The 14,322-nt window shown below is 53.5% G+C and carries 11 protein-coding genes and 1 tRNA gene; 4 read left to right on the plus strand and 8 right to left on the minus strand.

Annotated features, from left to right (window positions below; genetic code table 11):
- Positions 1–45: 45 nt before the first annotated feature.
- From LA756_RS25095 to LA756_RS25115, 5 genes are all read right to left on the minus strand, one after another.
- Positions 46–1,269, minus strand: a complete 1,224-nt coding sequence (locus LA756_RS25095) for a glycosyltransferase family 4 protein (RefSeq protein WP_224437464.1) — start codon at positions 1,267–1,269, stop codon at positions 46–48.
- A 191-nt stretch (positions 1,270–1,460) separates the two neighbouring features.
- Positions 1,461–3,221: an Nramp family divalent metal transporter gene (locus tag LA756_RS25100; protein ID WP_224437465.1), complete on the minus strand. Its 1,761-nt coding sequence runs from the start codon at positions 3,219–3,221 to the stop codon at positions 1,461–1,463.
- A 439-nt stretch (positions 3,222–3,660) separates the two neighbouring features.
- Complete coding sequence (locus LA756_RS25105; protein ID WP_224437466.1) at positions 3,661–3,906, minus strand: hypothetical protein; 246 nt, start codon at positions 3,904–3,906, stop codon at positions 3,661–3,663.
- A 190-nt stretch (positions 3,907–4,096) separates the two neighbouring features.
- Positions 4,097–4,870 (minus strand): hypothetical protein, encoded by a 774-nt coding sequence (locus LA756_RS25110; RefSeq protein ID WP_224437467.1) that lies wholly within the window; start codon positions 4,868–4,870, stop codon positions 4,097–4,099.
- 145 nt (positions 4,871–5,015) lie between these two features.
- The gene (locus LA756_RS25115) at positions 5,016–5,681 is read right to left on the minus strand and encodes an HAD family phosphatase (protein WP_224437468.1); all 666 of its coding nucleotides are present in this window, start codon (positions 5,679–5,681) and stop codon (positions 5,016–5,018) included.
- Between the two features lie 196 nt (positions 5,682–5,877).
- Here LA756_RS25115 and LA756_RS25120 point away from each other — a divergent pair.
- Both LA756_RS25120 and LA756_RS25125 read left to right on the plus strand, forming a co-directional pair.
- Positions 5,878–5,959: transfer RNA gene (locus LA756_RS25120), tRNA-Leu, on the plus strand.
- Positions 5,960–6,445: 486 nt separating this feature from the next.
- Complete coding sequence (locus LA756_RS25125) at positions 6,446–6,748, plus strand: hypothetical protein (protein WP_224437469.1); 303 nt, start codon at positions 6,446–6,448, stop codon at positions 6,746–6,748.
- A gap of 18 nt (positions 6,749–6,766) precedes the next feature.
- Here LA756_RS25125 and LA756_RS25130 read toward each other — a convergent pair whose 3' ends face one another.
- Positions 6,767–7,987 (minus strand): HEAT repeat domain-containing protein, encoded by a 1,221-nt coding sequence (locus LA756_RS25130; RefSeq protein ID WP_224437470.1) that lies wholly within the window; start codon positions 7,985–7,987, stop codon positions 6,767–6,769.
- 171 nt (positions 7,988–8,158) lie between these two features.
- Here LA756_RS25130 and LA756_RS25135 point away from each other — a divergent pair, with 171 nt between their 5' ends.
- Positions 8,159–9,232 carry a hypothetical protein gene (locus LA756_RS25135; RefSeq protein ID WP_224437471.1) on the plus strand — a complete coding sequence of 358 codons (1,074 nt, stop codon included), beginning with the start codon at positions 8,159–8,161 and terminating at the stop codon, positions 9,230–9,232.
- Here the strand turns inward: LA756_RS25135 and LA756_RS25140 are convergent.
- Positions 9,229–13,077: an MFS transporter gene (locus tag LA756_RS25140; protein ID WP_224437472.1), complete on the minus strand. Its 3,849-nt coding sequence runs from the start codon at positions 13,075–13,077 to the stop codon at positions 9,229–9,231. The two genes, LA756_RS25135 and LA756_RS25140, sit on opposite strands and share 4 nt — an antisense overlap.
- Before the next feature lie 203 nt (positions 13,078–13,280).
- Positions 13,281–13,676, minus strand: a complete 396-nt coding sequence (locus LA756_RS25145) for a response regulator (protein ID WP_224437473.1) — start codon at positions 13,674–13,676, stop codon at positions 13,281–13,283.
- Positions 13,677–13,933: 257 nt separating this feature from the next.
- Between LA756_RS25145 and LA756_RS25150 the strand changes: the two genes are divergently transcribed.
- Positions 13,934–14,299 (plus strand): hypothetical protein, encoded by a 366-nt coding sequence (locus LA756_RS25150; protein WP_224437474.1) that lies wholly within the window; start codon positions 13,934–13,936, stop codon positions 14,297–14,299.
- Positions 14,300–14,322: the final 23 nt, after the last annotated feature.

The following is a 14,322-nucleotide window of genomic DNA, read 5'->3' on the forward strand; positions in this document are numbered from 1 at the left end:
CTCGCTCCAGAGGAGAAGTCACCCCACCCAGTTGGCGATACTTTCCTATTCTCGTCCGACGGCGTGACACGGTTGGTCACTTGGCGACGTTGCAGCAGACGCTTTGCCGAGAATCTGGTCGTAAACCTCGGCGACGCCCCGGGCCATGGCTTCGTCCGAGAACGACTGGGCATGCTCGACGAGTGCCGTTTCGCGTATGGCTCGCCAATCTTCACGGCCGGTCAAAACGGCCTCGATCCGCTGAGCCAGATGCTCGGCGTCGTTGGGGCGTGCGATAATTCCACTTTGCCCGTCGACGATCGCTTCGGTGACGCCTTCCACATCGGTCGCCACCACGGGCGTTCCCGCCGCCATCGCTTCCAGCACCACCATCGGCAGGCCTTCGCCGAACAGGCTAGGCAGGACGAACAGATCCATCTTTTGGAACTGAGCATTCACGTCCCGCGTGAAGCCGACCCAATCGATGGCGTCTTCCAGTTTCAACTGGCGAACTTGCTCGTGGATGGCGGCTTCGTATTCAGGCGTTTCAAACGGACCGACCGCACGAAGATGAACTTGATGCCCTCGCTCGCGCAGCTGAGCTATCGCTTGCAGCAATACTTCCAGACCCTTGCGAGGACGGAACAGAGCCACCGTTCCGAGCGTCCACATACCGAATGGCAACTCGCGCTGCGGCACGTCGGCCACTGTCGGCACACCGTTGTGAACGACGGAAATCCGGTCTTCACCCACGCCGAGCGTTCGCATGTGGCCTGCGAGACTGTGCGAAACGCAAACCAGCTGAGTTGCTTTGGCGATCGAAGTTTGCTCGATCTTTTGATTCATCCAGTTCTGCCACTTGCGTGTCGAATCGCGCGCGGTGGGACTATGCACGTGATACACCAGCGGAACGCTGGTTAAATAGGAAGCCCCCATCGCCAGCATTGCGGTCCGTGGAGTATGCGCATGAATCACCTCGAACTGTTCCTGTTTGACCAGGTCGGCAAGTTTCTTCGCTTGCCACAAGTCAAAGCGATGACGCATCGGTAGATCGAAAATAGGACTCTTTCCGTCCGCCCGAGCCTCAGTGAATTTTCCAGGCTTAACGCAAACGAAACTGGCATCGTAGCCATAATGAGGCAGGCACTTGCCGAGCAGATCTTGCACACGTTCGGCCCCGGAATAATGCTCGCCATTGATCACGTGGACCACCTTCGCATGACCAGCGGTAACGGCGGAAGAATCGGTTTGGTGTGACAGGGAAGCGGGCGGAACAATCACGTTCGACATGCGAGGGCCTTCAAAGCTTGAGTGCGGTTTCTCAAGCCTAGGTTTCCCTCACGCGGTCGGTCGTGACAATCGATCCAAGCCGACTGTTTCGTTGCAACCAATGTAACGGTCGTAACGATTATGCGACCGTCGAAACCCAACATGGGGTGGTGCGGGTTTACAAACCCGGACCAGCCATTGTCGACAGTTGCTTAGCCCAAACCGAACAACGCGCCGATTTCTGGGAACTTCGCGTAGAACAAGTATCCTCCGGCGATCAGCATGCCAAACGACGAGACCCACAGCCCTACGTCCCACAGCAGGCCAGGCCGCAAACGTGGATCAATGCGGAGGTAGCGGTAATAAAGGGCCGCGATCGAAAGCATCGGCAACATGATTGCCTGCATCACCCCGCTCAGCAGCACCAACTGGGCAGGCTTCGGAATGAACGCGTAGACTGTGAAGCAAAACAGAGGAAACGCGATGTTGAACGCGGAGACTGTTTTGTGCAGCGCCGTTTTCGTCGGCCGAATGAAGCCAAACAGTCGCACACCATCGGCATCGACGCGTGCGTGACCCGCGTTGGCGACAAAGAACGTCGAGTACAACACCGCAAACGCGCCGAACAAAAACAACGTCGGAGCGACGCTGCCGAAGACCGGCTCGTACATGACGCTCAGCGTGCGAATCAAGTCGGACTCCTGCGGATTCATTCCGGTGCGTCCCAGAATGGCCGCCCCCAACAGGTAAAACGCGATCGTCGCGAACGTGTAGACCAGCATCGAACCCCACGCGTCCCACTGCATCACGCGTAGCCAACCGGTTGCACGCCGGGCCCAGCCGTCGCTTTCGTCTCGTTTGCCGGTGAAGCGAGCATAACCTTTTTCGACGCACCAGTAGGGGTAAGCGATCAGTTCCGCCGATCCGACACCAATGATGCCGAACGTTGCCAGCGCGGTGATCACCGGAGTGGTACCAGCGATGGTCGGGTCAGGCAACGTAAAGCTAAGCCCTTTTAAAACTTCGCTGCCAGAGATGGCCCAGTCTGGCGAGAACTGCAACGCGAACAGATTGCCAATGGTAATCAGCGTGAAGCCAGCCACGAGCACTGTCGAGAAGTTTTGAATGAAGTGGTATCGACCCACGTAGAGCAGCATCGAAGTGATGATCGCGATGATGCCTGCCCAGATCTTGTCGTCGAGACTGACAACGGACGACTTGATTTGGCTCAGTTCGTCGCGGGCCGTTTCAATACGCGTGGCAATCGGCTCGGCGGCCGATTCGTCGGAGGCTTCTGCCAACGCGGCTTGGTCGGTTTGCACTTGTCGCCGCAGTTCCAAGTAACGAACTGCTTCTGGGCTGAGGCCAGACTCCAGCTTTTCGAGTCGTCCCTGGGCGAGTGCCAACGCGTCGTCGTCTCCTCGATCAGTTGCCAGGCGTGCCAATGTTTCCTGCACTTGAATGTCGGCTTGGGCTTTGGCGAACTCGTTATAAGTGCGTCCCTTTTCGGTCAGGGGAATGCTGATTTGCAGAGCTTGACCGACACTTCCGACGATACCGCCCAGCTGTGCAAGACTGGCCAGCGTCATCAGCAGCCAGTAGATCATCAACCAGTTCACGCGATACCGTTGACCCCAGGCCCGAAACGAAACGGCCGGACCAGGGATTTCGTTGAGCCCATCGAGGGCTGTCTTACCAGAGGTGATCGTATAACGGCCGAACTCGACTTGCACGAACACTTTGATGATGCAGCCGAGGATGACCAGCCAAAGCAGCGCGAAGCCTGCTTCGGCGCCGGTCTTTGTGGTCGCGATCAGTTCGCCAGAGCCAACGATCGAACCAGCGACAATCAGACCAGGACCAAGCCAGGAGAGTGTCTTGAAGAAAGTGGTCGGTGGATCGACGGTGGTGACGATGTCGTCGGTCGAGGAATCATCCGGCGCGGCACCGGACGGAGGCGTAGCTTCGCTCATGGGGCAATGAAGTTGAGGGGATGGGATCGCAGGGGGATGACGGAAGAGTCGGGCTACAAGCTACCCCATTTTGACGGGCTTGAAAAGAAGCGGCCGTCTTCGTGAACGACGGACGAACGTGAGAATGTTCGCCGTAATTTTATACGCGATGCGAGCCCTTTATTTTCAGAAACGGACCGTTTTCGCTGGGACAAGAGAAATTGTAAGGAAGTATTGTCCAAGTGTACGGCAATTGTTTGTCACTTATGCGCTGTCGAGAACGTTTGAAGGTCGTTTCGAGCGATAGTTTGCGCGTCTGAATTGCGAAAAATAGAGGCGTTCAAAGTTACGCAGTGCCTTCCGCGCAAACGCAAAGTGCGTAACTCTCGGGAATTACGCACTGGTTCAGAAACTTTTCAGAGTGCCTTGGACAGCCTGATACAATGGCCGTCGAGTCTATCTACGACTGCGATTCATCGTAATAAATGACTTCCTCTTCGATCACTTCCCCCTCGACTTCGACCGGGGCCGACTCGGTAATGACCGATTGGGTGCTGTAAGGAGCGAAGGCCGAGCCAGCGCGATGACCGCTCATTTGGGCTTCGTCGTAGGCCGCGTAGTTGTAGTCGAACGGGTGACTGCACATCGAGCAGCCGACGTTGGCCAACAGCGAGATCGAGGCGAGTAGGGTAAGCAGCTTTTTCATGGCATCGCAGCCTTGCATAGGGAGCCAATCGTCCGGGGAGTTACGGTGTCAGAATCATCATCGTCCGGAGAGGCGTGGTAAATTGAGTCGAATTTGACGATTGCTCCGGTTTTGCGGTCTTAGAGTGCTAGCAAACAAAAAGGGACGCCGTAACGTCCCTTAGGTTGCCAACTGATTGTGTGGGGCAGGTTTAGGCCACCAAGTTGTTGCGCTGGGCCATACGATTCCGGATGGTCGGCTGGGTATCGATGATTCGCACGACGTCTTGCCACTGCAGAGCGTCGGCACCCAATGCATCGACAATGGCGAGCAGCTCTTCCCAGTCTTCGTCGTTGGAGACCGAGAAGCGGAGATCGCCTCGGTTCAGCGAATCGGGAACGGGAAGCATTTCCAGCGAGAACATTTCGGGGTAGTTGAGAAACGAAGTGTCCACACGATAGGCGTCTTCATTCGCTTTGACTTCGGCATTGGCTTTGGCCAACGCGGATGAACGAATCCATTCCGAGAACAGACCGATCGAAGACTGCGAAGCTGGGCAGCCATCTTCGAGGTTGTAGCCGATGTAGTCCTTTTCGCCGTGACGTTGGGCGGTGATGAGGAGCTGATCGATCAGGATCGGATCGCAGAACGGCGTTTCCAAAGGAACGCGAACAATAGCCTCCGACGGATAAACCTTCGAAGCATCGGCCAGGCGAGCAAGCGGGGTTTCCTTCTTGCTGAAATGGCAAGGAATGTCCAGCGGAATCAAACCGGCCAAGTCGTGATAGGCCTGAGTGTCCGGCATGACGACCACAATTCCGTCCACTAATTCCGCTTCGGAAATACGACGGACGAGCCATTCGACGAGAGGAGCCGAATTCAGTTTTCGGGCCGCCAGTTTGCTGGGAAGAATTCCGGAACTGGTAGGGGTACCGGGAGCCAAAGCGATTTCGTCGTCGATTTGGACGATGGCGAGATTTTTCATCGCGTCAATCCTTTTTGCGGGGGAGGGCAGTGTCCGACACTGTGCGTAATGGGGGATGCACCCCTGCAGTTTAAAGGGGGGCTTTCCGTTTCGTCAATCGACTTCGGCAGAATCTTGATTTCACGTACTATCGACGCGAAATAGATTAGGTTGGCAATGGGATTTCCAGTAGTTCGTAGATGCGACGATCGTGCAGCGTATCGGCAACAAATTGAGCCCCATCGAAGGCATGTTTGCGACTATGGTCGCCAGGTACGGCAATGGCATGCGTACCAGCGTCGATTGCCGCTTTGCAGCCCGTTTGGCTGTCCTCGAAAACGACCAGTTGATGGGGAGTAAACCCGAGGCGCTCGGCTGCGGTTAGATAGATTTCGGGATGAGGTTTGCCATGTTCGACCTCGTCGCCACCAATTACAAATTGTAGATCCGGCGTAATATTAAACCGGCCTAATAAGTCGATTGCCGTGTCGCGCCGAGCACTCGTGCAGACAGCAATGGGATAGTCGGCTTCGACAATCGATTTGAACAGTTCCGTAAAGCCAGGCATGAGGCCGAGTGACGTTTCCAGGATGTCGGCGAAAATTTCCTCCGACTCAGCCGACAGAGCTTCGATGGAATCGGCTAAGTCGTGCCAGTCGATCATCACTTGAAAAGCGACCGGAGCTGGACGACCCATCATGGCATCGGTTAGTGGCTGGGTGAGCTGGAGACCCCGCCGGCGAAGGATTTCGGTAGAAACTTTGGGATAAAGCATCTCCGTGTTGAGGATGGTCCCATCCATATCGAAGACAATGGCATTCAATTCAGGCATGGCAAATTAAGCAGTTAGAAGCGAGCGATATGGGGTCAGGTAAATGGGGTGACCAGGCGGTTTCCTTTACCATTCGGTTTTCGCATCTTTATGGCAACTGCCCAAGAGGGGGCCACGTTGCCAACGGTAGGGAGGTCGTGATATACTTCTGATCTTCACTCGCAGTGCTCGGAAATTAACGAGCATTGATAAGCCAGGGGATGTGGCGAAACTGGCAGACGCGCTAGATTTAGGATCTAGTTCCGCAAGGAGTGCAGGTTCGATTCCTGTCATCCCCACTTTCTTTAATCGCATCAGATGCAGTTTATCCGAAAGCATCTGCTACCCCCGTTGGGGTAGGTTCTGGTGATGGCAAAGTAATTTTCAACAGGCGCGAGTATCACTTTGCGCTTTTCAAACTTTTCTAGCTTTACCCCCGCATGCAACTAAACGGTATTAACCACGTAGGAGCATGTTACTTCAATGTTACGCAAGAACTTGCAAGTATTGTGCGGTTTCTGTAGGAATTGCCGAGCTGCTGCTTATAGAGCGGCTATTCCATAATTGATGTAGCTGTATATTGACGGATTACCAATGGCTCAGCGGTTTCCACTAAGAATTAGCTGACCGTAGTAACAGAGTCGAAGATCCGTCAATTGCGGTTTAACGGCAATCTGATATTCAATCGTCGACGATCTATCAGTCGGCGTATAGACTTGAATGTGGGCCTTGGGCAAGGCATATCCAAACAGTTGAACCAGCGTTCAAACAGAAAAGTAACTAGTATGGCAAAACGCGCTACCAACAAACCTTCCAAAGCAGATGCTATTCGCAACTATCAACAAGAGAACCCAGAGGCTTCGCCTTCGGTGGTTGCAGACGCTTTGAAGAAGTCTGGATACAAGGATGTGACTCCCCAATATGTGAGCACCATCAAATCGATGGACAAGCGAAAAGCTCAGGGACCAACCAAGACCGGTAAGATTACAGCCGAAGATCTTATTACGGCAAAAGAATTTGTGGATAGCTTAGGTGGCGTTGGCCGTGCCAAGCAGGCCATGGAAATGCTCTCGAAGCTGACTCACTAGTCAACTTCCAAAAGCCTTTCATCTAGTAATTAAGGCTTGCACTCGCGGACTGGGATCTGTTGCCATGTCCGCTCTTAAACGTCTTAAAAGTCGCGGATCGGTCGAAGTAAGCAGGGCCGCCGCGGCTCCGTACCGGACATCCGCGTCGGGATCTTTGGTCATGTAGTAGAGCCAGTCTTTTCGATCGGCTCTTGGCAACGATGGTAGCCGCTGTACCAGTTGCAATCGTATGGCAACATCTGGATTAGTGAGTTGGGCCGCTAATGCCAAGTCGTCCTCGTTGAACCTGCGTTCGATCAACGTTTGACGTGCCAGATCTGTAATTTGTGTCGACTGGGCATGCAGCTTCCACATGACTTCCAAAGTCGTGAGCCGGCTGAAATCGATTGTCTTATGGGGAGGCCGAATCTCGCTATTAAGCTGCTTGGGATTGTCGATTAGTGTAGGAAGTTTCAGAGGCTGCCCGATTGATACGCGTCGGTTGGCAGGAAGTACCTCTGAATCGTTATGCACGATGGTATTCGATTCGATTGGTTTATTGTTCTGCGATGGTGTCAGGCTCGGAAGTCCTGTTGTAGTCCATGGCAACCCATTGTTTAGCTCGATTTTGTGATGCGAATTGAACTCCGCAGTGACCTGGGCGGTGAGATCGTGCGAAGAGATAATGTTCTGATCGGTAGCTGCTAAATGTTCACTTAGCATCGCATCGTTGGCTGCCGTAGCGTTGATGGGAACGGAACTCTTCGTGCGTCGAATGAGATCTTCTAAGGCTAGTAAGATTTGTCCACGTTCAGCAGTGGCATTTCCCAGATTCCAGCCGGCTATCTCTTGGGTCATCTGATGAATGCGATGACGCGTTGCTTGTGGATATTGATCGATATGATGCTGTAAGGCATCTAAAAATGTCATTACTTGTGGTGCTATCTGAGATGCTGGTTGGGTTTTCCAAAGTTCGATTTTGCTTTCAGCTAGATGCGAAGCCTCGATAGCAATGACTGCCCGATCCGATGCCATCCACTTGGCGAGATCTTGAAAGGGTGCCTGAGAATGATCGAATGCGTGGCCCATACGCTCCGAAATTTCTGATTCCGGCGCATCGAGCATCAGTGTCTCAAAGCGATCAGGGATCCAATAAGTCTTTGTCCAAAAACTACCGACGCCGATTGCTAGCAAGATTGCGCCTGCCAGAATAACAACGCTTCGGATGGGACGGGTCGGGTTTTCCGGCACTATAGACATGGGAAGGGCTCGGCTAGGGTACGCACCAATCTGCGTTTTTACGGCAAGTGATTCAGTGCTAGCAGGGCGTTCGGTTTAGGAATCTGAGAATGATTGTGGCGATCATAGCGATTCAACCGAATTAAGGGTAAGGCCATCTCAGCCATCGCAACGCCAAGGGGGAATGCTTGCATGCCGATTTTTCGACAATCAAACCATCCAACCTGCCTTCCCCGAGTTTCGCCACGTTTTTCGTGCGCCGTTTCAGCATTCCTCTGTACCCTGTTGCTGATGCTGGCATCGCCGGCTTTTGCTCAAGAAGCGACGGTTTCTCCCGAGGCGGAACTGGTCAGCTTCAGCCGGGAAGAAAAGCAAGATGCGCTGCGGCAGATTCCATTCCGGCAATTGCGACAACAAGACCAAAACCGTGTTTCGGAAGTGGTGAAAGATCCGAGCATCTTCCGTCGCCTGCCAGTTCAAGTGATTGACTGCGACCCTGAGCTTTACGCTTTCCTGGTCAGCTATCCGGAAGTGGTCGTGAATATCTGGGAGCTAATGGGAATCACCAACGTTCAAGTGCAGCGCAGAAGTCCCACCTCGTTCCATGCCAACGACGGCGCCGGCACCGTCAGCAATGTGGACATCATCTATGCCGATGGGCAAACGAATATCTTCTTTGCTCAAGGGTATTACGAAGGTCCGTTGGCACCAAAACGAATCATGGCCAACTGTGTGCTTGTCTTGCAGTCTGGTTATACGAATGCGGCCGAAGGTAAATCATTTGTTTCCAATCGGCTGGATGTATTTGTCAAATTCGAGAGCCGTGGAGCTGACTTCCTGGCTCGAACGTTGCATCCACTGATCGGCAAGACGGCCGATTTCAACTTCGCGGAAACGTCTTCTTTCATTGGCAAGATCTCGAAGAATGCCCAAGACAATGTTACCGGAATGCACAATCTGGCAGGTCGGCTAGAGAAGGTCGATCCGACCGTGCGAAAGCAATTTAGCGATGTTGTGACACGCGTTTATCAACGCAAAGTGATCGCCGACCGCGGGCTTCAGCAGCAGTTAACGCAGCAGGGTGAAGAAGAACCACTTCCGTTGGCAGCAGCTACCGTGAGCGAGCCGGCATTGTTGCCTAGCGGCAATCAAACGCTAGCCGCGAAGCCATTGGAGCGTGTCGCTGTCGAACCGCAGACCGAAGGTGATTCATCGGTCGCATTAGGGCCTGTGCCCCGCAAGCGATTTGCAGAACTACGACGTTAGTTCGATTCGGTTTGAGAAGTTGCCTCGGATCCGCTTGCGGAAAATTGAGCGTTGGCAGTCTCCTTTAGCCCTCGCAGGTCAAGCTTGCCGGTTCCGAGAATTGGAATCTTGTCGACTTCCATGAAGCTGTCTGCCGACGGAATGTAAAGGTTCGGCAAGCCAGCTTGTTTCATCTGTTGGCGAATCTCTTCCGGCTTTTTGTCCAAGGCCGTGTGGACAACAATAATCCGTTCTCCCTTGGTCGGGTGCTCGACAGCGGTGACGGCAACCGTAAGGTCTTCGCTTTCGCTTGGCCCTAGGATTTCCAGGATGACTTCCTCGATACGGACGTGCGGAATCATTTCGCCGCCGATCTTCGAGAAGCGGCTCATTCGTCCGGTGATCTTCAGGAAGCCGTCTTCGTCGATCATCGCAACGTCGCCGGTCTTGTACCAACCGTCATGAAGCACGGCTTCCGTTTCTTCTGGCATGTCGAGATAGCCCTTCATCACGTTGGGGCCGTTGATCCAGAGCATGCCTGGTTCGTTCACACCTTTTTCTTCGCCGGTATCGAGATCCAGGATCTTCGCGGCGACATTCGGAATGGGGCGACCGACGGTTCCTTCTTTGCGGTCGATCTGAAAGTTATCGATCGAACGTGCCGGCGGGATGTTGACGGAAACCAATGGGGAAAGTTCCGTGCATCCGTATCCTTCGACGGGACGAACACCGAACTTTTCTTCATAGCTTTGACACAAGTCGATAGGAAGTTTCTCGGCCCCGGCCACGACAATTTCCAGCGTCTTGAAGTCGTCCGCTTCCACTTTGCGGATGTAGCTTCGCAGGAAGGTAGGGGTGGTGAGAATTGCTGTTCCACCATGCTTCTTGGTCAGCTTGCCGATGACTTTCGGTTCAAGCGGGCTGAAGTGATAGGCAGACTTCACGTCGATGCCCAGCAGTGTCCAAAGCGTGACCGTATATCCAAAGGAGTGGAAGAACGGCAAGATGCCGATGATCACGTCTTTGCGATTGAGGTGAACAACTTGCTCGATCGCTTGAACGTTAGACGAGACGTTCGCGTGGGTAAGTTGAACGCCCTTGGGAGTGCCTGTCGAACCGGAGGTAAAGATAACCGTGAGCGTGTCGTTCGGGCCAATCTTGTTCAAGCCGTACGCACGATCAAGGATCCAGCTCGGCACGACAAACGCGGCAAACAGGCTGCTGATTTTGTCCCAAGCAGTCGGCTTATCTTTGAGGTCTTCGAGGTAAACGACGTCGCAGTCGAGATCCCAGTCGAAACGTTCCATAAACTTACGACTCGTTAGCACCGACTTGATACCACACTTTTTAATGCAGTAGTTCATCACGTCGTTGTCGGTCGTGTAGTTCAAGTTGACCGCGATACGACGATCGAGTGCCAAAGCAGCATTCGTCGCCGCGCCACCTACCGAAGGTGGCAGCAGAACGCCCACATATGGCTCATCTTTTCGTGGCTTCAGAACGTGTCGATTCAGCAGGCGATAAAGCACAAGGATGCGTGTCAGGAAGATGCCGCCGGACAGATCGGCACCAGTCGAGTCCGCCACTTTTGATTTGAATAGGCGTCTCTTACAGATTCGGAGCATTGTCTTGGCTGGAGGAATCACTCGATCTACGCGTCGCTGAAAGGCGACTGCTCCTAGTTGTTGCACTGCCTGGCGAATGACGTGAATCCCGTAGGGAGGCTCGATCGGTTCGCCAAAGTGAATGGAGATAGGGGTTTGCCAGGTGCGAGGAATTTTCCAGAAGAATTTTCCTTCGCTAAAAGAAAAGATACTTCCCCACAACTCGTCAATAAAGACCGGGACAACCGGAGCTGATGTCCCGTCGACCATCTTCAGGAGCCCAGGTTTGAAGCCCTGGATCTGACCGCTACGCGTAATTCCGCCTTCCGCGAACACACAGACGAGTTCGCCGTTTTCGATCGCTTCTCGCCCTCTTTGCAGAGCCCGTTGAATTCCCTTAGGCCCCTTATCGATCAAGATGGCCCCGTGGTACTCGACAAATTTCCGGAACCATTCGCTCTTAAAATTGCCGCCCCAAACAAGCATTCGAACTGGGCGACTGCTTGTCAGCATCAGTAGCACACCATCTAGCCACGATACGTGGTTGGAAACGAGAAGGGCTCCCCCTTCTGCCGGCAGGTTTTCGCGATCGTGGACCCGAATGCGGTAGAACGTTTCGCTTGCCAGCCAAACAAGGAACCGCAGCGAGTTCTGCGGAAGCAGATAAAGGATGTAAAACAAAATCGGAATGGTCACCACGCTGCACAGCAGGAAAATCTGCCGCGAACTGAGCAGCGGTAAGTTGGTGGCTTGAAAATAGATTTCCGCCACAAGCTGTTTGTGGTCAGGGTATTTGTCGATGATTTCGCTTCGATCGATCGGATTTTGATCGACGAACGCTTGGTGCAATTGCGTCATCAAAAGCGAGGCAAACGCGTACGTCTTTTCTGCGTCGCTCGAGGAAATGCCATCGGCGATTTCTAGTGGTGTTTTGTTTTTGCGGCCAGCGACGATGTCGTTTCGGAACTGCGTAGAGCGTTCGGTAACTTCCTCAGCAAACTCAGGAGAAACTTCCAGTTGGGCGATTTGATCGATGTTGCGGACATCTCCCTCGTAAACTGGCGTTCGCAGAATCGAGAAGATCACCGAGACCAAAAGAATGCCGCCGAACGTGAGGAAGTTGGTCGCAGCCAGAATGGTGCCACGTTTTTCCGCAGGCGCACGGTGCTGCAGGAACGATGCAAGGGGAACTTCAAAGAGGCCCGCCGACGTACCCATTAAGAACAAAAGAACGCTGGCAATAAAGAAAACAAAGTTCCAGTTGCCATCAGCACCGACGATGGGGGATGGACAGAGGAACAATAAAAACGAACAGACGGCCAGACCAGTTGCGCCCAGGGGGAGAATTCCCATCTCGACGTGCCCTTGCGACCAATAGCCGGCAAGAATGCACCCCACTGCAGTCCCCACGACAAGCACCGCAAGCAAAGGGCCCACGTCGGCCTGAGTCGTCGTACCACTTTCGGCAGCGAATTGATCGATGTTCAACTGAGCCAATGCGGCCAGCGTCCAAAAGAATGCGCTGCCCATCGCAACGTAGAAAATGCCGCTGTTGACTTTTAAAGCCTTCAGGTCTTTGACCACGCTGCGAAATGGGTTCCAGGGAAACTTAAGCCCCGGCTGATTTACCGGAAGTTTCTGAATCCACAAACTGGTCCCGATACCGACGATAGCGAACCCGACCATGATCAGGCCGGCCAACCATAAGTTGGTCTCTCCCTGGTGGGTCCAGTCGCTCAGGAGATTACCGACCACGGTCCCTAGTGCCGTCGCAACGACGGTAGCCAGACCGATTATGCCATTTGCCGACGAGATATGCTTTGTCTTGAGAATCTCGGGAATGGCCCCCAGTTTGGCTGGGCCGTACATCGCACTTTGGGCACCGAGGAAAAACACGACGCTGAAGAGCCAGAACAGTTGCCCGCTCCAAGCCAGCATGATGCCGAGGATCATGATCACGATTTCCGCGATCTTGCAAGCCACGATCACGCTTCGCTTGCTATAACGGTCGGCGAAAAAAGCTGCGTGCGGCGCAAAAATCAGGTAAGGAGCGACCATACAGGCCGTTCCTGCCATTAGGATGGTACCGACATGCTCTGGTTGCTGTTCTTTTCCGATGCCAATGGCGAACCAACGAAAAATGTTATCGTTCGCGGCACCAAAGAATTGCGTCAAAACCAGGCCGATAAAGCTCGTCGACGTCAGACTGTTCAGTTCGTCGTCGTGTTCTCGGATGGTGGGTTCATGGACGCCAGGGGCCATACGTCTATTCCGCGCGATGCTTGCGATGATTGCAATTCCGTAAGACTAGCGGATTTGCGGCGTTTAACCAACGCCACAAGCCTGCTATCGGCATCAATTGCCAACGCTTTCTACGCGTATTTTCTTCTCACGCATGGCAGACACGTAAGAGTTTTCGGGAAATCGACTTGAGATGTTTGAGGGACTTTCCCGTCTGGCTCGCTTTAGGTAGGCAGATTTGCATCGACGAGGCGTCGCATCGTTTCCTGCAGTTGTTCAGGCAGGAACGGCTTGACCATGAAGTCTTGAGCTCCTTTTCGCACCGATTCCGCTACGAGCGACGTTTGGTTTAACGCACTGACCATGACAACTTTCGCGTCTGGATCGAAATTCATGATCTGTTCCAGGCCGAAAATGCCATCGTGTTCGGGCATCACGATATCGAGTGTGACGACATCTGGCTTCAGTTCCTGGTATTTCTCGACCGCTTCTTGGCCGTTTTGTGCTTCGCCGACGATCGTCCAACCGTCTTCGGTAAGCGAATCAATCACGAGTTTTCGCATCAACATCGAGTCATCGCAAACAAGTGCCCGACCGCGGGATGGTGTGGATGTGCTCATAATTTCTTCCCAGGTGAGATAACTATGTTTCGTCTTCCTGAGGAGTCTCGCCCCTCAGGTTCCATTCATGGATAGGTTGCAGAATTCGATATGCAGCGCATCTAAGTGAACATTTCAGCTGACAAATGGGGGTAGGAACTGGTTTGACCGCATCAAACCGAAAGACCCCTACAGTCGAAGCATTAGGCATAGCAGCAAGGATCTGTCCGTTAGAGGAATCGTTGAACTGGCCGGACGTTTCATCACGAAGAAAAGATGTGACGGGTCCTTCCGTCATTTACACCCAACCTAAGAGTTTCAACGAATCAGCGGAGCTGACCGTGGAAATCAATCGCAATCAATATTTCATGATCGGGGTCGTTCTGCTGGCCCTCGGCATTCAATTTCGAATGGTCGACTCGGTCACTTTAACGCAAGAGGCGAGTCACTTCCTGGCCAAACGCTTTGCCGCCAAAAAAGCGGAACCGAGTGATGTCCCGACCGCTTTCGTCGCTGCAGCTGAAGATGCCAACGTCGTTTCCGCAAAGAAGACCATCAAGCCACCCCAGTGGCTCGGTTGGGCTTTAATCTCGATGGGAGCGGTTCTCGTGCTGCACAGCTTGGCGATGCCCAAGCCTGGTTAGCTGCATTGCAGCACTATTGCGCC

The organism is Bremerella sp. TYQ1 (genome assembly GCF_020150455.1).
GTDB lineage: Bacteria > Planctomycetota > Planctomycetia > Pirellulales > Pirellulaceae > Bremerella > Bremerella volcania_A.

Excerpts from the sequence above, each read along its gene's own strand:
- LA756_RS25095 (WP_224437464.1), bottom strand. The coding sequence starts at position 1,269 with ATGTCGAACGTGATTGTTCCGCCCGCTTCCCTGTCACACCAAACCGAT.
- LA756_RS25125 (WP_224437469.1), top strand. The coding sequence starts at position 6,446 with ATGGCAAAACGCGCTACCAACAAACCTTCCAAAGCAGATGCTATTCGC.
- LA756_RS25110 (WP_224437467.1), bottom strand. The coding sequence starts at position 4,870 with ATGAAAAATCTCGCCATCGTCCAAATCGACGACGAAATCGCTTTGGCT.
- LA756_RS25135 (WP_224437471.1), top strand. The coding sequence starts at position 8,159 with ATGCCGATTTTTCGACAATCAAACCATCCAACCTGCCTTCCCCGAGTT.
- LA756_RS25115 (WP_224437468.1), bottom strand. The coding sequence starts at position 5,681 with ATGCCTGAATTGAATGCCATTGTCTTCGATATGGATGGGACCATCCTC.
- LA756_RS25100 (WP_224437465.1), bottom strand. The coding sequence starts at position 3,221 with ATGAGCGAAGCTACGCCTCCGTCCGGTGCCGCGCCGGATGATTCCTCG.
- LA756_RS25140 (WP_224437472.1), bottom strand. The coding sequence starts at position 13,077 with ATGGCCCCTGGCGTCCATGAACCCACCATCCGAGAACACGACGACGAA.
- LA756_RS25105 (WP_224437466.1), bottom strand. The coding sequence starts at position 3,906 with ATGAAAAAGCTGCTTACCCTACTCGCCTCGATCTCGCTGTTGGCCAAC.
- LA756_RS25130 (WP_224437470.1), bottom strand. The coding sequence starts at position 7,987 with ATGTCTATAGTGCCGGAAAACCCGACCCGTCCCATCCGAAGCGTTGTT.
- LA756_RS25145 (WP_224437473.1), bottom strand. The coding sequence starts at position 13,676 with ATGAGCACATCCACACCATCCCGCGGTCGGGCACTTGTTTGCGATGAC.